17 protein-coding genes are annotated in these 17,254 nt (G+C 55.7%); 4 read left to right on the top strand and 13 right to left on the bottom strand.

The window, feature by feature from the left end; translation table 11 throughout:
* Window positions 1–79: 79 nt before the first annotated feature.
* Window positions 80–2,677, bottom strand: coding sequence for an ATP-dependent chaperone ClpB (gene clpB / locus HEQ17_RS06505; RefSeq protein WP_296291981.1), 2,598 nt, complete (start codon window positions 2,675–2,677; stop codon window positions 80–82).
* Here clpB and HEQ17_RS06510 point away from each other — a divergent pair.
* A complete protein-coding gene (locus HEQ17_RS06510; RefSeq protein WP_296291982.1) occupies window positions 2,642–3,316 on the top strand; it encodes a hypothetical protein in 675 nt (224 codons plus the stop codon). The two genes, clpB and HEQ17_RS06510, sit on opposite strands and share 36 nt — an antisense overlap.
* A gap of 45 nt (window positions 3,317–3,361) precedes the next feature.
* Here HEQ17_RS06510 and HEQ17_RS06515 read toward each other — a convergent pair whose 3' ends face one another.
* The 6 genes from HEQ17_RS06515 to HEQ17_RS06540 are packed head-to-tail and all read right to left on the bottom strand — an operon-like array spanning window position 3,362 to window position 9,459.
* Window positions 3,362–3,850 carry a molybdenum cofactor biosynthesis protein MoaE gene (locus tag HEQ17_RS06515; RefSeq protein ID WP_296291983.1) on the bottom strand — a complete coding sequence of 163 codons (489 nt, stop codon included), beginning with the start codon at window positions 3,848–3,850 and terminating at the stop codon, window positions 3,362–3,364.
* A 4-nt stretch (window positions 3,851–3,854) separates the two neighbouring features.
* Complete coding sequence (locus HEQ17_RS06520) at window positions 3,855–4,106, bottom strand: MoaD/ThiS family protein (protein WP_296291984.1); 252 nt, start codon at window positions 4,104–4,106, stop codon at window positions 3,855–3,857.
* Window positions 4,103–5,392, bottom strand: coding sequence for a gephyrin-like molybdotransferase Glp (glp, locus tag HEQ17_RS06525; RefSeq protein WP_296291985.1), 1,290 nt, complete (start codon window positions 5,390–5,392; stop codon window positions 4,103–4,105). Before glp ends, HEQ17_RS06520 begins: the two co-directional genes overlap by 4 nt.
* Before the next feature lie 6 nt (window positions 5,393–5,398).
* Complete coding sequence (gene thrC / locus HEQ17_RS06530; protein WP_296291986.1) at window positions 5,399–6,844, bottom strand: threonine synthase; 1,446 nt, start codon at window positions 6,842–6,844, stop codon at window positions 5,399–5,401.
* Window positions 6,844–8,166, bottom strand: coding sequence for a homoserine dehydrogenase (locus tag HEQ17_RS06535; protein WP_296291987.1), 1,323 nt, complete (start codon window positions 8,164–8,166; stop codon window positions 6,844–6,846). The genes thrC and HEQ17_RS06535 overlap by 1 nt, the downstream gene beginning before the upstream one ends.
* A 51-nt stretch (window positions 8,167–8,217) precedes the next feature.
* On the bottom strand, window positions 8,218–9,459 hold the full coding sequence (locus tag HEQ17_RS06540) for a pyridoxal phosphate-dependent aminotransferase (protein WP_296291988.1): 1,242 nt from the start codon (window positions 9,457–9,459) through the stop codon (window positions 8,218–8,220).
* 124 nt (window positions 9,460–9,583) lie between these two features.
* Here HEQ17_RS06540 and HEQ17_RS06545 point away from each other — a divergent pair, with 124 nt between their 5' ends.
* The 3 genes from HEQ17_RS06545 (at window position 9,584) to HEQ17_RS06555 (ending at window position 12,485) form a co-directional block, all read left to right on the top strand.
* Entirely contained in the window at window positions 9,584–9,961 is a 378-nt protein-coding gene (locus HEQ17_RS06545; RefSeq protein WP_296291989.1) for an MTH938/NDUFAF3 family protein, read from the top strand.
* A 173-nt stretch (window positions 9,962–10,134) separates the two neighbouring features.
* Window positions 10,135–10,617, top strand: a complete 483-nt coding sequence (locus HEQ17_RS06550; protein WP_296293691.1) for a peroxiredoxin — start codon at window positions 10,135–10,137, stop codon at window positions 10,615–10,617.
* 161 nt (window positions 10,618–10,778) lie between these two features.
* Window positions 10,779–12,485 (top strand): PhoH family protein, encoded by a 1,707-nt coding sequence (locus HEQ17_RS06555; protein WP_296291990.1) that lies wholly within the window; start codon window positions 10,779–10,781, stop codon window positions 12,483–12,485.
* 21 nt (window positions 12,486–12,506) lie between these two features.
* Here HEQ17_RS06555 and dnaB read toward each other — a convergent pair whose 3' ends face one another.
* The 6 genes from dnaB to rpsF all read right to left on the bottom strand — a co-directional run bounded on the left by dnaB (window position 12,507) and on the right by rpsF (window position 17,193).
* Window positions 12,507–13,925, bottom strand: coding sequence for a replicative DNA helicase (dnaB, locus tag HEQ17_RS06560; protein WP_296291991.1), 1,419 nt, complete (start codon window positions 13,923–13,925; stop codon window positions 12,507–12,509).
* A 212-nt stretch (window positions 13,926–14,137) separates the two neighbouring features.
* The gene (locus HEQ17_RS06565) at window positions 14,138–15,304 is read right to left on the bottom strand and encodes a reverse transcriptase domain-containing protein (RefSeq protein ID WP_296291992.1); all 1,167 of its coding nucleotides are present in this window, start codon (window positions 15,302–15,304) and stop codon (window positions 14,138–14,140) included.
* Window positions 15,305–15,762: 458 nt separating this feature from the next.
* The gene (gene rplI, locus HEQ17_RS06570; RefSeq protein WP_296291993.1) at window positions 15,763–16,215 is read right to left on the bottom strand and encodes a 50S ribosomal protein L9; all 453 of its coding nucleotides are present in this window, start codon (window positions 16,213–16,215) and stop codon (window positions 15,763–15,765) included.
* A gap of 11 nt (window positions 16,216–16,226) precedes the next feature.
* Window positions 16,227–16,508, bottom strand: a complete 282-nt coding sequence (gene rpsR / locus HEQ17_RS06575; RefSeq protein WP_019427495.1) for a 30S ribosomal protein S18 — start codon at window positions 16,506–16,508, stop codon at window positions 16,227–16,229.
* 14 nt (window positions 16,509–16,522) lie between these two features.
* Window positions 16,523–16,810, bottom strand: coding sequence for a primosomal replication protein N (priB, locus tag HEQ17_RS06580; RefSeq protein WP_296291994.1), 288 nt, complete (start codon window positions 16,808–16,810; stop codon window positions 16,523–16,525).
* Between the two features lie 17 nt (window positions 16,811–16,827).
* Window positions 16,828–17,193: a 30S ribosomal protein S6 gene (gene rpsF / locus HEQ17_RS06585; protein ID WP_108353641.1), complete on the bottom strand. Its 366-nt coding sequence runs from the start codon at window positions 17,191–17,193 to the stop codon at window positions 16,828–16,830.
* Between the last annotated feature and the right edge of the window lie 61 nt (window positions 17,194–17,254).

The raw sequence follows: 17,254 nt of genomic DNA on the forward strand, positions 1-17,254 counted from the left end.
CCCCTGTAGGCTCCTGCAAAGACAAAGATACCCGCATGGCCAACAACAACATGGGCCATCCAAACTTCATCGGGCCTGATCAATAGCTTACCTGGAAATCGAACACACCGGGCCGTTGCACCGGGTCCACGCTGACCTGCACCGTGCTCTTGTGCGGGAAACGACCTTCCAGCAAGAGCTTGGACAATGGGTTTTCCAAGCGCTGCTGAATGGCGCGCTTAAGCGGGCGTGCGCCAAACACCGGGTCAAACCCCACCTTAGCCAACTCTGATAAAGCTGCCGGGCTGACTTCCAGCGTCAGATCCATGCGAGCCAAGCGGGCTTGCAACACCTGCAACTGGATTTGCGCGATGGACGCTATTTGCTGGGCATCCAGGCCATGGAAGACCACTGTCTCGTCGATTCGGTTCAAGAACTCGGGTCGGAAATGGGTCTTGAGTTCATCCCACACCGCATCCTTGATGTCTTCAGAGGGTTGGCCCACCATGGACTGGATGAGGTGAGAGCCCAAATTGGATGTCATCACAATCACGGTATTCTTGAAGTCCACGGTACGGCCCTGACCATCGGTCAGGCGTCCGTCATCCAGCACCTGCAGCAAGATATTGAACACATCGGGGTGGGCTTTTTCCACCTCATCGAGCAGCAAGACGCTGTAGGGTTTTCGCCGTACGGCCTCCGTCAGGTAGCCACCCTCCTCGTAACCCACATAACCAGGAGGCGCGCCGACCATGCGAGCTACCGAGTGCTTTTCCATGAACTCGCTCATGTCCAAGCGGATCAGGTGATCCTCGCTGTCAAACAAAAAACCTGCCAGCGCCTTGCACAGCTCGGTTTTGCCCACGCCTGTGGGGCCCAAAAAGAGGAACGAGCCCGTTGGTCGGTTCGGGTCGGACAGACCCGATCGCGAGCGGCGAATGGCGTTGGCCACGGCCGCAATGGCCTCGTCCTGGCCAACCACGCGTTGGTGCAGTTTGTCTTCCATTTGTAGTAATTTTTCGCGCTCACCTTGCATCATTTTTGATACCGGGATGCCTGTGGCGCGAGACACGACCTCGGCAATCTCTTCGGCACCCACCTGCGTGCGCAACAGACGATGCACCGGTTTTTCGCCGGGCGCTGCTTCCTTGGCCTGGACCTCCTTGAGGGTTTTTTCCAGCGCAGGCAGCTTGCCGTACTGCAACTCGGCTACCTTGTTGAAATCTCCCTTGCGGGTCAGCTCCTCGATTTGTTGCTTGAGCTGGTCGATTTGCTCGCGCACCTGCTGACCGCCTTGGGCTTGCGATTTTTCGGCCCGCCAGATTTCCTCCAGATCGGCCGCTTCTTTTTTCAGTTTTTCGATCTCTTCTTCGATCAAGGCAAAGCGTTTTTGTGAAGCCTCATCGCTCTCTTTACGCACCGCTTCGCGCTCAATTTGCAGCTGGATCAGACGGCGGTCGAGCTTGTCCATGACTTCGGGCTTGGAGTCGATCTCAATCTTGATCTTGGCTGCGGCCTCGTCGATCAAGTCAATGGCTTTGTCTGGCAGAAAACGGTCGGTGATGTAGCGGTGGCTCAGCTCGGCTGCTGCCACGATGGCCGGATCGGTGATGTCGACACCGTGGTGGATTTCGTACTTCTCTTGCAAACCACGCAAGATGGCAATGGTAGCTTCCACCGTAGGTTCGTTGACGAGAATTTTCTGGAACCGTCGCTCCAAGGCCGCGTCTTTTTCGATGTGTTTCCGGTACTCATCCAAAGTGGTCGCGCCCACACAATGCAACTCACCCCTGGCCAGAGCGGGCTTGAGCATATTACCCGCGTCCATGGCCCCTTCGGCCTTGCCTGCGCCCACCATGGTGTGCAATTCGTCGATGAAAACAATGGTCTGACCTTCGTCCTTGGCCAGCTCACTGAGTACGGTTTTCAGGCGCTCTTCGAACTCGCCTCGAAACTTGGCTCCAGCCAGTAATGCAGCCATGTCCAAGGACAAAACGCGCTTGCCTTTGAGCGAGTCGGGCACCTCACCGGCCACAATCCTCTGCGCCAAACCTTCAACAATCGCGGTCTTACCCACACCCGGCTCGCCTATCAACACAGGATTGTTTTTTGTACGCCGCTGTAAGACCTGGATAGCACGGCGGATCTCGTCATCGCGCCCAATCACCGGGTCGAGTTTGCCGATTCGGGCGCGTTCTGTCAGGTCAATGCAGTATTTACTAAGCGCTTCACGTTGGCCCTCGGCGTCTGCCCTGTCCACGTTTTGTCCGCCACGCACGCCGTCGATGGCACTTTCCAGACTTTTGCGATCCAAGCCATGTTCTTTGGCCAAGCGTCCAGTTTCGCTTTTGCTCTCAGTCAAAGCCAACAAGAACAACTCTGCGGCGATGAAAGCGTCACCGCGTTTGATGGACTCTTTTTCGGCTGCCTGCATGAGTTTGACGAGGTCCGGGCCGACTTGCACCTGCTCTTGCCCCGACACTTGAGGCAAGCGCGATACAGCCCCTTCGACCGCCTGCAACAAGGCGGACACATGGACACCTGCGCGCTGCAAGAGGGCTTTGGGGCCATCGTCTTGTTTGAGCATGGTGACCAGCACATGCGCCGGCTCAATGTAGGCATGGTCGCGACCCAGCGCCAAGGACTGGGCATCGGCCAGGGCTTGCTGAAATTTGGTGGTGAGTTTGTCAATTCGCATCTAAGGATCTCCAATGACCTTCAATTTGTGCTGAAAGCATCATTTTCAAGATCCGCAAAGGACGACTGTTTGCCTAGAATCAAAAGGATGAATATCCACCAACTTTCTGTTCATCACGATGAGAGGCAAGACCGCTTGATGCTTCGCCTGAACACCCGGGACAGTCAGGAATACAGGTTTTGGCTAACCCGTCGGATGGCGCAACGCTTTTTGCCTGCCCTGACGCAATCGGCCGAACGACTTGAGGCGGCGCAACCGGGTGTGGCCGCCACCGACCCGGTCAGTCGACAAATCCTGAATGATCTGCGGCGCGATGATTTTCTGGAAAAGGCCGACTTTTCCACCCCTTTTGAAAACCGAGCGACCCAGCTAACTCTGGGCCCAGTACCTATGCTGGTGACAGATGCCCATATGGATTTACAAGCTCAGGGCGGTCTGGACCTGACCCTTGAAGACAAGACTGATCCGATAAAATCCAAAGCTTGTGTGATGCACTTGCAGATCAGCTTGGTGCACGGGTTGATTCACCTGATGGCGCTAGCTGCTGAAAAAGCGCAATGGTTCTTGAGCGCATCACCCGACCCTTCTCAAGAAAATCCGGAATCCCCAGCTAGCGAGCCTCCGCGCTATACCCACTAAATGGGGGCATCTCAAGCCAGGGTAGGAACTGGGAATGCCGGAATTTCAGATGTTGCGCGCCTCTATACCCCAACGCGCCAAGGCGACATCGTCCGCAACCCTCGCATCCACCCAGTTCGCACCTGCGGGTGTTTGCTCTTTTTTCCAGAATGGGGCCTGCGTTTTGAGGTAGTCCATCAGGAACTCGCAGGCCTTAAAACTCTCACCTCGATGCGCCGAGGTCACGGCCACCAGGACAATCTGATCGGCTGGTAACAAGCGGCCAACCCGGTGAACCACCCGAGCGTCATAAAAGTCAAAGCGGCGATGCGCCTCCTCGATCATGGCCTCGATCGATTTTTCGGTCATTCCGGGGTAATGTTCCAACTCCATGACCTGCACTTGGTCACGCGCCTGCCCGGTCAGCGTCTGGGTGTCGCGCACGGTGCCCACAAAACTGCAAACAGCTCCCACCCGAAGGTCCTGTGCACGCAAAGTGGCCAGCTCGTGGCTAACATTGAAGTCCTCGGTCTGAATGCTGACGCGCTGATGCATAGCCTTAACCTCCCGTTACTGGTGGGAAAAAGCCGACTTCGCAACCCTCGGATAATGCTGCGTTGTCATGAACCATGACCTGGTTCAAGGCCATGCGTACCGGCCGGTCCAGCGCCAGGGCTTGCTGGTAAACCGAACCACGAGACAACAACTCGAGACGCAAGCCAGTCAGGTCAGACGCCCGCGTGTCCCAGCTTTCCTGGGACTGACCCAAGAGCTCACGCAGCGAGGCGAAATAACGCAATTGGACTTTCATGCCAACCATTCCGAAAAAGGCCAAAAATCAACCATTTGCCCCTGTGAAATGGTTTGGCCTGCGGGTTTATCCACCACGCCATCGGCCCAAACCACAGAGGTCAAAACACCCGAACCCTGGTTCCCAAAAAGATCGAGCCCACCTCGTTCATTGCGTTTAACGCGCAGAAATTCACGACGCTTGTCTGCTTGGGGCCAATCAAAATGTGCCGCGACTCGCAGACAGGGCGGATCGCTCTTTACCACGCCTTGAAGTTTCAGAAGCATCGGCCTGACCAGCAATAAAAAAGTCATGTAACTGGACACCGGGTTGCCCGGCAGACCGATAAAGTGCGTCACCCCCGCTTCGGTTTGACGATGCACTTGGCCATACGCGAAGGGTTTTCCTGGCTTCATGGCGATTTGCCACAGTTGCAACTGCCCAAGCGATTGCACCGCCGGTTTGATATGGTCCTCCTCGCCCACTGACACTCCGCCACTGGTCAAAATCAGGTCGTGATGATCGGCGGCGGTTTTAAGGGCTGCCACGGTGGCTTCACGCCGGTCGGGCACGATACCCAGATCACTTACCTCACAGCCAAATCGGTGCAACAAACTGCGCAGAAAAAACCGGTTCGAGTTGTAGATTGCACCCGGCGACATGTCTTGCGGTGCCACATCGCCTGGCATGACCAACTCGTCACCCGTAGAAAACAGCGCCACTTTGGGCCTGCGCATCACCGAAACATGGGCCAAACCCAAGCTGGCGGCCAATCCCAGCTCGGCCGGCCCCAGTTTTTGACCCCGTTGCAAAGCAATGTCGCCCCGGTGAATATCTTCGCCGCTGCGGCGAATCCATTGCCCGGGTTCGGGCGTGGTCAAAAAGCGGACGTGCGGGACCGGGCTGTCAGGCGTTCCAGTACCAAACGCACTGACCTCCGTCAAATTTTCGGTTTGCTCTTGCATGACAATCGCATCAGATCCCAGCGGCACGGGCGCTCCAGTGAAAATGCGAGCGGCCTGCCCCGCCTGCAGAGCATGACCAGTCTGACCCGCCGCAATGCGCTGGGTCACAGCCAGCACTTTACCTGGCTCGCACAAGTCGGCGCAGCGTACCGCGTAACCGTCCATCGACGAGTTGTCAAAGGCAGGCACTTGCAGCGCCGAAACCAGATCTTCGGCCAGTACCCGGCCATCGGCGTCGAAGGTGGCCACCGACTCGGAGCCATCAAGAGGTTCGATCTGCGTCAATAAATTGTGCAACGCATCGGCCAAGGGCATCAGAGGAGTATGGGGAGTGACCGTCATGACAAATCATTCGCAATGCTGGCGGATATAGGCCTTGATCATCGCCACATCTGCGGCCATCAGTTGCACCCTTTTGGGCAACAACTCGATGCCTTCAAACTGCACAGGGCGCTCGGGTTCTCGACCCAAGGCCTCCACAATCGTGGCAGCAAACTTGATGGGCAAGGCAGTCTCCAGAACGATCATGGGCACATTCCGATCCAGATGCTCTTGAGCCACTTTCACGCCGTCAGCAGTGTGGGTATCGATCACCACACCGTAGCGGGCATACACCTGCTGGATGGTCTTGATGCGGTCGGCGTGGGTACTTCGACCGCTCTCAAAGCCGAACACCGTTGCCGCCTTGACAAAACGTGCATCACCCGACAAATCAAAAAATCCTTGACGGCTGAGACCTTCGCCGAAGATTGCTTTGGTACGAACGTCATCGCGCTCGAGCAGGTCGAATACAAAGCGCTCGAAGTTACTGGCCTTGGAGATGTCCATCGACGGGCTGGAGGTCTCATGGGTATCGGTCGTACCGCGCACACGGTAGATTCCAGTGCGGAAAAACTCGTCGAGCACATCGTTTTCGTTGGTCGCCACCACCAAGCGGTCAATCGGCAGACCCATCATTCGGGCCACATGACCAGCGCACACATTGCCAAAATTGCCGCTGGGTACCGTGAAGCTGACCTTTTGATCATTGCTGGTTGCAGCCTGAAAGTAACCCGCGAAATAGTACACCACCTGGGCCAGCAAACGTGCCCAATTGATGGAGTTGACGGTGCCGATCTTGTATCGACGCTTGAAATCCAGATCATTGGACACCGCCTTGACCATGTCCTGGCAATCGTCAAACACACCCTTCACAGCAATGTTATGAATATTCTCGTCCAGCAGGCTGAACATCTGGGCCTGCTGGAAAGGGCTCATCCGACCATGAGGGCTGGTCATGAACACACGTACACCTTTTTTTCCACGCATGGCATATTCGGCTGCGCTTCCGGTATCACCTGAAGTGGCACCCAAAATATTGAGCGTCTCGCCACGCCGAGTCAATTCATACTCGAACAAATTACCCAATAATTGCATGGCCATGTCCTTGAACGCTAGGGTCGGACCGTTGGACAAGGCTTCCAGGTAAAGATCGGGCTTGCCCACGCCAGCACTCTGCAGTGGCTTGAGCGGCACGATTTGCTGCGTGCCAAACACTTGTTCGGTGTAGGTTCTGGCGCACAGGACCTGCAAATCTGCTGCGGGGATGTCGTCGATGTACAGGGACAAGACCTCAAAAGCCAAAGCCGCATAACCCGCGTTTTGCCAGATATTACGCAAACGCGCCAAGGCCACACTGTCAAGTTGTGGGTAGCTTTCGGGCAGATACAAGCCGCCATCGGGGGCCAGTCCTTCGAGTAGGATTTCACAAAACTGTTTGCGGTCAGTATGACCACGGGTGGAGCGGTAGCGCATCAGTTCAACTCTTCCTTGCGAATGCGCACGATGGGCGCCATCACGGTGGACAGGGCCTGCATCCGAGCCAACACCTCGTTCAAGGTGCCTTCGCGGGTGTCGTGGGTCAGGATGATCACGTCTGTCTGGTTTTCATCGGCCTGGCTGACCTGGTCGGCTTCGCGCTGCAACACGGCATCTATACTGATATCCGCCTCGGCCAGCAAACCGGTCAGCTTGGCCAACACACCTGTCTGATCGGCCACGCGCAACCGAAGGTAATAACTGGTGGACACCTCGGACATGGGCAAGACTTGCAGTTGGCTCAAGGCGCCAGGCTGGAAGGCCAGATGCGGCACTCGGTTAAGCGGATCGGCCGTGTGCAAACGGGTGATGTCCACCAGATCGGCGATCACCGCACTGGCGGTGGGTTCGGATCCCGCGCCTTTGCCGTAATACAGAGTGGTGCCCACGGCGTCACCTTGCACCATCACAGCATTCATGGCACCTTCCACATTGGCAATCAACCGCTGAGTGGGCACTAGGCTGGGGTGAACACGAAGCTCAATCCCCTGCGGGGTTCGCTTGGTAATCCCCAAAAGCTTGATGCGGTAACCCAGTTGCTCAGCATATTTGATATCGGCCGCACCGAGTTTTGTGATGCCCTCGACGTAAGCCTTGTCAAACTGCACCGGAATGCCGAAAGCGATCGCACTCATTAACGAGACCTTATGCGCAGCATCCACTCCTTCAATATCGAAAGTCGGATCGGCTTCGGCATAGCCTAGACGCTGGGCCTCCTTGAGCACCACGTCAAAGTCCAGGCCCTTGTCACGCATCTCTGACAGGATGAAGTTAGTCGTGCCATTGATGATGCCCGCCACCCATTGAATGCTGTTGGCCGTCAGGCCTTCGCGCAAGGCCTTGATGATCGGGATGCCACCGGCCACAGCAGCCTCAAAGGCCACCATCACGCCTTTGGCCTGTGCAGCTGCAAATATTTCGGTACCATGCACAGCCAGTAAGGCCTTGTTGGCTGTCACTACATGTTTGCCTGCGGCAATGGCTTCAAGAACCAAAGCCTTAGCAATGCCATAGCCACCGATCAATTCAATGACAATATCGATCTCGGGGTTGGCGATCACCGCGCGGGCATCGGCCACAACCTGTACACCCTCCCCCACCAAGCGCTGGGCCCGAGCCACATCCAGATCGGCCACCATGGAGATTTCAATACCGCGACCGGCCCGGCGCTGAATTTCTTCCTGGTTGCGGCGCAACACATTAAAAGTGCCGCCCCCCACAGTGCCAATGCCCAACAGCCCTACTTTGATCGGTTTCATTTCTTGCTCACTCAGATTGCGCCCGCCATGTGCAGGCAATTCTTGAAAAAATCAGGCCACCAGTTTGTCGGTACCAAATCGCTTGCGCGCTCCTTCCAAAAAACGGGCAACGCGTGCAATCGCTTCGCGCAAATCGTCTTCATGGGGCAAAAACACGATGCGAAAATGGTCCGGTTCTGGCCAATTGAAGCCTGTACCTTGAACCAGCATAACTTTGGTTTCTTCGAGCAATTGCAGGAAAAAAACCTGATCGTCCTTGACCGGGTAAATCTTGGGATCAAGACGAGGAAACATGTACAAAGCCGCACGCGGCTTGACGCAACTGACCCCGGGAATGGTGCTGATCAGGGCTTGGGCCAGGTCGCGCTGCTTACGCAAACGCCCGCCCTCGCCCACCAGCTCATTGATGCTCTGGTGTCCACCCAGGGCCGTCTGTATGGCCCACTGACCGGGCACATTTGCGCACAAGCGCATGTTGGAAAGCATGTTCAGGCCTTCGATGTAGTCACGGGCCGTTTTCTTATCCCCCGAAATCACCATCCAGCCCGCTCGATATCCACAAGAGCGGTAGCTTTTGGACAGCGAATTGAAAGTTAAGGTCAAGACGTCTTGGGACAAGGAGGCCAAAGGCGTGTGCTTGACACCGTCATACAAAACTTTGTCGTACACCTCATCGGCAAAAATCACCAGGCCATGCTCGCGCGCGATGTCCACGATACCGCTTAGCAACTCATCCGAATAAAGAGCGCCTGTAGGGTTGTTGGGATTGATGACCACAATACCTTTGGTGCGGAGCGTAACCTTGGCACGTATGTCTGCCAGGTCTGGCATCCAGCCGTTGGCCTCGTCGCAGCGGTAGTGGACCGGAGTGCCGCCCGACAAACTGGCTGCAGCGGTCCACAGAGGGTAATCAGGGGATGGCAGCAACAACTCATCTCCATCGTCGAGCAAGCCATTGGTGGCCATCACGATCAATTCACTGGCTCCATTGCCCAAGTAGATATCATCCAGAGTCACCCCAAAAATGCCTTGTTTCTGGGTTTCATGCATGACGGCCTTGCGTGCAGCAAATATGCCTTTGCTGTCGGAGTAACCAGCCGAATTGGGCAAGTTGCGGATCATGTCCTGCTGGATTTCCTCGGGAGCATCAAAACCGAAAACAGCCAAATTTCCAATGTTCAGCTTGATGATCTTTTGGCCGTCCTCTTCCATCTGGCGCGCCCGGTCCATGATGGGGCCTCGAATGTCATAACAAACGTTGGCAAGCTTGGCAGATTTCCGAATGGTTTTCAAATTGCCTCCAAAGGCGGTTTCAATATGGAAAAACCTATAATTTGACCACAATTCATGCTTCGATTTGCCCACCATATCAACACATTGCCGCAGATGTTGAATTTGAGACACCAGCGCCCACTCCATGAAACTACAACCCGACAAATCAAGCTCTACCATCATCAACGCTCACGGCCTCGGCTGGATTCAGATCAATGGCACTCGTTTTCAGTCATCGTTGGTCGTCAGCAGCATACCGGGCAGCCCCCCCTCCCCATGGGGCCCATGTCTATTTGAGAACCTGAAAGCCAGTGACTTTGACGCTTTGGTAGGCCTTGGTGCCGAATTGATCATCTTTGGCAGTGGCCATCAACTTCGTTTTGCAAAGCCACAATGGATACAAACCTTGATAGGGCATGGCATTGGGGTTGAAACCATGGACTCGGCTGCTGCATGCCGCACTTACAATATTTTGGCAAGTGAAGGACGGAAAGTGATTGCCGCTATTTTGATCGAATCCTAAAGACTGCACTTTTACCCGAGCCACACCCACTTTGCCAACTCGACGATTTTGAAGCCCCCACAGGCGACCCTCGTTCCGAGTAAAATAGCGGGTTGCTAAGGCTCATGGCCTTCAGTGCTGTCTTGTTCTTTGAATCAGGCTGCGCTCAACCAGTCAAGCGAGATCAAAGTTTTATGGCGATCGTTCTGAACAAACCCCTCCCTGAATTTGAAGCCAACGCCACCAGCGGTCTTAAAGTTTCGAACCACTCTCACATCGGTCAAACCGTTGTTTTGTTTTTTTATCCCAAAGACAACACACCAGGGTGCACCACCGAGGCTATGCAGTTTCGTGACAAATACAAAGACTTCGTCAAAGCTGGAGCCCTGGTGCTGGGCGTCTCCCGCGACAATATGAAGTCGCACGACGACTTCAAGGCAAAACTTGAACTGCCTTTTGAATTGATTGCTGATACCGAAGAAAAAATGTGCCACATGTTCGGTGTGGTCAAAAACAAGATCATGTATGGCAAAAAAGTCAAAGGGATTGAGCGGAGCACCTTCCTGATTGGACCCGATGGCACCTTGAAACAAGAATGGCGGGGCCTTAAGGTGCCAGGACACGTTGAAGATGTCCTGCAGGCTGTCAAACAACTGAAAAAAGCGATACCTGCCTGAAGTGCATCGGCGCTATGCCGTGTCATAGGGATCATGCATAATGTTTTCATGCTGTTGGACTCCAGTTCACCTCTTTGCTAAAAAAGCCACCTCGGCCTCCAGGTGGCTTTTTCTTTTTTGGCTTCCGCCAACACGATCATTAAATTAAATGAGACCCTTTCATGCCATTGCCCCCCGCACCCACTCAACGCGCCAGCCGCCTGACACACAAAGCTTACGAATCCAGCATCGACGGCAGCGAAGCACCACCTGAGCGTGAGGCAGTCCGCCTTGCAACGAAGGTTAGCGCCGCACGATCCGAACTGACCTCCTCCCCAATCCAGACCGCCCAGCGACAGCTACGGCCGCCCCGCGCGAGCAAGTCCGACCCTCCAAAGACAAAGGCCATCCACGATGCATCGTCGGTCGAGCCACCCAAAGCACAAACCCCGGGCCGCCGAGCATCTTCCCTCAAACAAAGAACTCGTCGCACCAACGGACCCAGCAAACTCTTCGTGCTGGACACCAATGTGCTGATGCATGACCCGATGAGCCTCTTTCGCTTTGAGGAGCACGATGTTTTTTTGCCCATGATCGTGCTGGAAGAACTTGACAGCCACAAAAAAGGCATGAGTGAAGTGGCCCGCAACGCCCGGCAAGCCAGTCGCTCACTCGATGCACTCGCCTCAGCTCAAGCCGATGACCTGGGCAAGGGATCGCCCCTGAACGCAACAGGTTATTCAGATGCTTTGGGCCAATTGTTTTTCCAGACCCAGCCACTCGATCTGAGCCTGCCTCTGGCCTTGCCACAAGGCAAAGCAGACAACCAGATCCTTGGCGTGGTCAAGGCTCTGGGGATCCAATACAGTCCACGAGAAGTGGTTTTGGTGTCGAAAGATATCAATATGCGAGTCAAAGCACGTGCGCTGGGCTTGCAGGCCGAGGACTACCAAAACGACAAGACTCTGGAGGATGGCGATCTGCTGTATCCAGGCTCACTGGCTTTGCCCTCCAATTTTTGGATCCAGAACGGCAAAAGTGTGGAGAGTTGGCAGCAAGGTACGCATACGTTTTATCGTATCAGTGGACCCATTGTGCCCAGCCTGTTCTTGAACCAGTTTGTCTATTTCGAAGCTCCGGGCGAGCCCAGTTTGTACGCCCGCGTGACCGAAATCCGGGGTAAAACTGCTGTGCTTCGCACGCTGAAGGACTTCACGCACCACAAAAATGAAGTTTGGGGTGTAAACACACGTAACCGTGAGCAGAACTTCGCCATGAACCTGCTGACCGACCCGGATATCGATTTTGTGACCCTGACGGGTACCGCTGGCACTGGTAAAACCCTTCTGGCCTTGGCCGCAGGCTTGACGCAAGTGCTGGATGACCGTCGCTTTACCGAAATCATCATGACCCGGGCCACCGTGAGCGTGGGTGAAGACATTGGCTTTTTGCCTGGCACTGAAGAAGAAAAAATGGGTCCATGGATGGGCGCACTTGACGACAACCTGGAATTCCTTGCAAAAGGAGACGGTGGCAACGCTGGTGAATGGGGGCGCGCGGCCACCAACGAACTTATCAAGAGCAGGATCAAGATCAAAAGCATGAACTTCATGCGAGGTCGCACTTTCATGAACAAATACGTGATCATTGACGAAGCCCAGAATTTGACTCCCAAGCAAATGAAAACACTCATCACACGGGCAGGTCCGGGCACCAAGATGATCTGCATGGGCAACCTCGCCCAGATCGACACGCCCTACCTGACCGAAGGCTCATCAGGGCTGACTTACGCCGTCGACCGTTTCAAAGGTTGGGCGCACGGTGGTCACATCACACTGGCACGCGGTGAGCGCTCCCGACTGGCGGACTTTGCCAGCGAAGCACTGTAACGATCAAGCTGCCGTCGGGTTTCAATAATCATCGCTCAGACCCGACGCGAGGCTCTCAAAACGAGTCAGGTTCTTCAGGAAAGTGAGGCGGACCGTGCCAGTCGGACCATTACGCTGCTTGCCGATGATGATTTCAGCCACCCCGGGATCTTTGGAATCCTTGTTGTAGTAGTCGTCGCGGTAAATGAACATGATGATGTCAGCGTCCTGCTCGATGGCACCAGACTCACGCAAGTCGCTCATCATGGGGCGTTTGTCTGTCCGTTGCTCGACACTGCGGTTCAATTGCGACAAGGCAATCACCGGGCACTGCAGCTCTTTGGCCAGCATTTTCAGACCCCGCGAAATCTCACCCAATTCGGTCGCGCGGTTGTCACCGACCGAGTTCCCAGAGCCACTCATGAGCTGCAAATAATCCACCACAATCAAACCCAGCTTGCCACACTGGCGAGCCAGTCGCCTGGCATTTGCGCGCAACTCGGACGGTGTTAGTCCAGGTGTTTCGTCGATGTGCAAAGACACCGTACGCAGTTTTTCAATGGCTTCGGTCAACCGTGGCCACTCGTCATCGCTGAGTTTGCCTGTACGCAAATGACCCTGGTCGATGCGGCCAATCGAGCCGACCACACGCACGGCCAACTGGGATGCGCCCATTTCCATGGAAAAAACCGCCACCGGCAGTCCTTCGTTTAAGGCCACATGCTCGGCAATGTTGATCGCAAAAGCCGTTTTCCCCATCGAAGGACGTGCAGCCAAAACGACCATGTCTCCCGGCTGGAGACCGGAAGTCATCCGATCCAGGTCATAAAAGCCGGTGGGCACACCCGTGATGTCATTGGGGTTGTCAGCCATCTCCTGCACGCGGTCAAGCAGCTCGACCACCAGCGTGTCCATCGACTGAAAGCCCTGCTTCATGCGCGAGCCCTCTTCACCAATGTTGAAGATTTTTTGCTCGGCTTCATCCAGGATGCGGTCAATGGCCTTGCCCTGAGGGTTGAACGCGTTGGTAGCAATTTCGTCGCTGGCCGAGACCAGCTTGCGCAAGATAGCGCGCTCCCGAACAATCTCGGCATAGCGGCGTATGTTGCTGGCGCTGGGCACGTATTGGGCCAAAGAATTCAGATACGCTAACCCCCCCATTTGCTCCGCCTTGCCCTGGTTTTGCAATTGCTCGCTGACAGTGATCACGTCAGCAGGTTTTGAGGCATTCACCAGCGCACCGATTGCCGCGTAAATCAACTGGTGTTCATGACGGTAAAAGTCTGTGTAGACCAGCAAATCCCCCACCCTGTCCCATGCCCCGTTGTCCAACAACAACCCTCCTAGAACGCTGGATTCGGCCTCAATGGAATGTGGTGGCACGCGCAGATTGGCCACTTGGCTGTCGCGAGACAGATCAGCAGAAAAAGGAATCAAAGCAGAATCAATTGCAGCGGACATGGGCAAACCAACTTAAAAGGCAATGTTAGTCGCGAAAGGTCGGTCGTTGCTGGACAAACCTGTGGATAAGCTTTGTAAATCCGGTGAGAAACACGTTACAACTGGACCATTGGCTTAACTGACCATCGGCATAGGGGGCCTCCATTGTAGGAGGCACCCCTGCCACACCACCCGGCATGCGGGTCCGCACCGGGCGGTTCGAGAGCTTGAGGTCAGGACAGCCCTGGCACCCCCAGCCGGTCAAAGTACGCAATGGTCAGTACGCGCTTAATGGCTCCGTCACTGTTGCGCCACCACCGATGGCAGTTACCCGCCACTTGGTTGGCCACATCTTTCGATGCCCCCAGCGCCTTGAGTTCCCGGTAGATCGCCTTCGGCCTCTTCCAATGCTTGAGCTGAATGGCCCTCAGCCGATGGCGCAGCCACTCGTCCAGCTCTCGCCAGACCCTGGGCGTTTGCGCCATCCCGAAGTACGCCTTCCAGCCCAGCAGGTAGGGCCGCAGTTTCTCCACCACCTGCGCCATGCTGCACCCGCCCGAGCGGCACGTGAGTTGCCGGATGCGAGCCTTGAAGTTGTCCAGTGCCTTGTAGGCCACCGCACATTTGACTTCTTTGCCCTTGGCCATCCACAACGCATACCCCAGGAACTTGCGCCCAAGGGCGCTGGCCACTGCACTCTTGGCTTCGTTGATCTGAAGCTTCAAGCCCGTGTACAGCTTCCTGAGGTAGCCCATCACCCTCTCGCCCGCCTGCTTGCTGCCCACGTAGACGTTGCAATCGTCGGCGTAGCGCGCGAAGCAGTAGCTGCGCGCCTCCAACGCCTTGCCCACTTCGTCTAGCAGCACGTTGGCCAACAGCGGACTGAGCGGTCCGCCTTGCGGCGTGCCCAGATGGCGATCGACCACCACCCCGCCATCCATGATCCCGGCGTTCAAGTAAGCCCGAATCAGCCGGATGACTCCAGCGTCGTCGATGCGCCTTTTGAGCCTGTCGATCAGGATGTCGTGGTTGACCCGGTCAAAGAACTTGGCCAGGTCCACGTCCACCACCACGCGTTTGCCCGATTGGACGTACGCCCGTGCGGCCTTGACCGCATCGTGTGCACGCCTGCCCGGTCGAAACCCGTGGCTGTGGTCGCTGAAGGTGGGGTCGATCAGCGGTTGCAGCACCTGTAAAAGGGCCTGCAGGTTCTGTCTCGTCAGCGCCGCCTCCAGCAGACCACCTGTGCCTGCCAGCTGCTTTGCCGACCCTGTATCCGGGTGTTCATGCAACGTACCTCGGGTTTCGTCGCTGGCAGTGTCTGGCCCGGCTTCACCGTGCCGCCTTCCTGCCCGCCCGGATCGCTCCGGCATCTGACGCATGACCTTGTGGCTTTGCATGTCCTCGGTTACTCACTCTCGTTCGGTCCTTCGCTCTTGCCTTGTGGCCTCAGCGGCCCCGGCTCCAACTACTACGACCTCTGCTGACTTCTCGCTCCGGCAGTGCCGTCTTCCTTTCGGAAACAAGGCGAGATCTCCCCGGGTAAGAACGCACTCCTTCGCTGCACAACCGCTGCATCTACGCCACTTCGCCTTGATCACGAGAGCTTCGCGGTAAACGGTCCGCTCGCCCTGCTTGGCAGCGCCTTCTATGCAGTTCTTGTTCATCGGCTCGCAGTTTCGCTCCACGCTTCCTTCCCACACTCGGTCACCCTCATGCAGTTGCGCTTCGCTTCGTTCGCTGTGATCAACTTACGGGAGGACTTGCACCTCCAGGAGTGCGCCCGTGCCGGGCGCACCATAAAAAAGCCGCCAGGCTCAACGCCGGGCGGCTTTTCAGTGGGACGGCAGGATAATGATCAGGCAGACTCACCGTAAACAGACACGGTCACGTCAACCACCACATCGGTATGCAAGGCGACTGAGACAGTTGAATCGCTAACAACCTTGATCGGACCATTGGGCATGCGAATCTGAGATTTAAGGAGCTTGAAGCCTTGCTTGTTCAACTCTTCAGAGATGTCGTGGTTGGTCACCGAGCCGAACAAACGACCATCGACCCCGGCTTTTTGCGACAACTTGACAACCAGACCATTGAGCTTCTCGCCCTGAGCTTGCGCATCGGCCAACTTTGCTGCAGCGACCTTTTCGAGTTCAACGCGGCGAGCTTCGAATTCAGCCTTGTTAGCTTCAGTAGCGCGACGTGCACGACCTTGAGGGATCAGGAAATTGCGCGCATAACCGTCTTTGACTTTGACGATATCGCCCAGATTACCCAGGTTCACAACCTTTTCGAGCAGAATGATTTGCATGGTTGGACTCCTTAGACTTTGTGCTGGTCGGTGTAGGGCAACATGGCCAAGAAGCGCGCGCGCTTGATGGCGGTGTTGAGCTGGCGCTGGAAAATGGCACGGGTGCCAGTCAGGCGCGCAGGGATGATTTTGCCGTTTTCGGCGATGAAGTCACGCAAGGTGTCCACATCTTTGTAGTCGATTTCTTCGACGCCAGTGACCGTGAAGCGGCAAAAACGCTTGCGCTTGAACAGCAGTGACTGGGTGTTGCGCTTAGGGCGCTTGTCTTTGTTGAATTTTTTGAACGTGGCCATGGGGCCTCCTGAAATTAATCTTGCTGAAACTCTTGAATGTGCAACACGACACTTTTTCCTTGTCGAGGGGTGGCCAAAAAGCCCTGAAACGTCCAGACACTGCCTACCGCTTGCAGGGCCAATCTTTCGGCCAATGACCCAATGGCCAAGGCACGAAGTTTCAACTGGACTTTGCGCATTTGCCCGGCCTCTTGTACTTCAGAGGCGTGCTCCAGAATCAAATCAAGAGCAGGCAAACCAGCGGGGGTGTATCGCAAAGCGGCGTGCTCGGCAATACAGGCTTTCAGTTCGGTACGGTTCACTCCTCAACAGTTCAGTATCAAGCGGCGAATTCGGCTTGTTGTGACTTGCGGGCTTCTTCGCGCTCGACCGTCTTCATCATGGAAGAAGGACCGGCGTCGGCTTTTTTCTTCAGCACCGTCAGGTGGCGCAGCACGGCATCATTGAACTTGAAGGCGTGCTCGAGTTCGGCCATCACGGCTTGGTCGGCTTCAATGTTCACGCACAGATAGTGCGCTTTGCCCAGTTTATTGATCTGATAGGCCAACTGACGGCGGCCCCAGTCTTCCACACGGTGAATGCTGCCGCCGCCGGCAGTGATCATGCCTTTGTAGCGCTCCAGCATGGCCGGCACTTGTTCGGACTGATCGGGATGGATCAGCAAAATGATTTCGTAATGACGCATTGAGACTCCTTGAGGTTAACCCAAATGGTTGGAATAGCTGCCCCCAGCGTCTGTCGGGGTG

Origin of the sequence: Limnohabitans sp. (assembly GCF_023910625.1) — a bacterium.
GTDB lineage: Bacteria > Pseudomonadota > Gammaproteobacteria > Burkholderiales > Burkholderiaceae_C > Limnohabitans_A.

Coding starts and splice junctions, on each gene's coding strand:
- clpB (WP_296291981.1), bottom strand. CDS start 2,677: ATGCGAATTGACAAACTCACCACCAAATTTCAGCAAGCCCTGGCCGAT.
- HEQ17_RS06515 (WP_296291983.1), bottom strand. CDS start 3,850: ATGCATCAGCGCGTCAGCATTCAGACCGAGGACTTCAATGTTAGCCAC.
- HEQ17_RS06520 (WP_296291984.1), bottom strand. CDS start 4,106: ATGAAAGTCCAATTGCGTTATTTCGCCTCGCTGCGTGAGCTCTTGGGT.
- glp (WP_296291985.1), bottom strand. CDS start 5,392: ATGACGGTCACTCCCCATACTCCTCTGATGCCCTTGGCCGATGCGTTG.
- thrC (WP_296291986.1), bottom strand. CDS start 6,844: ATGCGCTACCGCTCCACCCGTGGTCATACTGACCGCAAACAGTTTTGT.
- HEQ17_RS06535 (WP_296291987.1), bottom strand. CDS start 8,166: ATGAAACCGATCAAAGTAGGGCTGTTGGGCATTGGCACTGTGGGGGGC.
- HEQ17_RS06545 (WP_296291989.1), top strand. CDS start 9,584: ATGAAACTACAACCCGACAAATCAAGCTCTACCATCATCAACGCTCAC.
- HEQ17_RS06550 (WP_296293691.1), top strand. CDS start 10,135: ATGGCGATCGTTCTGAACAAACCCCTCCCTGAATTTGAAGCCAACGCC.
- HEQ17_RS06555 (WP_296291990.1), top strand. CDS start 10,779: ATGCCATTGCCCCCCGCACCCACTCAACGCGCCAGCCGCCTGACACAC.
- dnaB (WP_296291991.1), bottom strand. CDS start 13,925: ATGTCCGCTGCAATTGATTCTGCTTTGATTCCTTTTTCTGCTGATCTG.
- HEQ17_RS06565 (WP_296291992.1), bottom strand. CDS start 15,304: ATGCAAAGCCACAAGGTCATGCGTCAGATGCCGGAGCGATCCGGGCGG.
- rplI (WP_296291993.1), bottom strand. CDS start 16,215: ATGCAAATCATTCTGCTCGAAAAGGTTGTGAACCTGGGTAATCTGGGC.
- rpsR (WP_019427495.1), bottom strand. CDS start 16,508: ATGGCCACGTTCAAAAAATTCAACAAAGACAAGCGCCCTAAGCGCAAC.
- rpsF (WP_108353641.1), bottom strand. CDS start 17,193: ATGCGTCATTACGAAATCATTTTGCTGATCCATCCCGATCAGTCCGAA.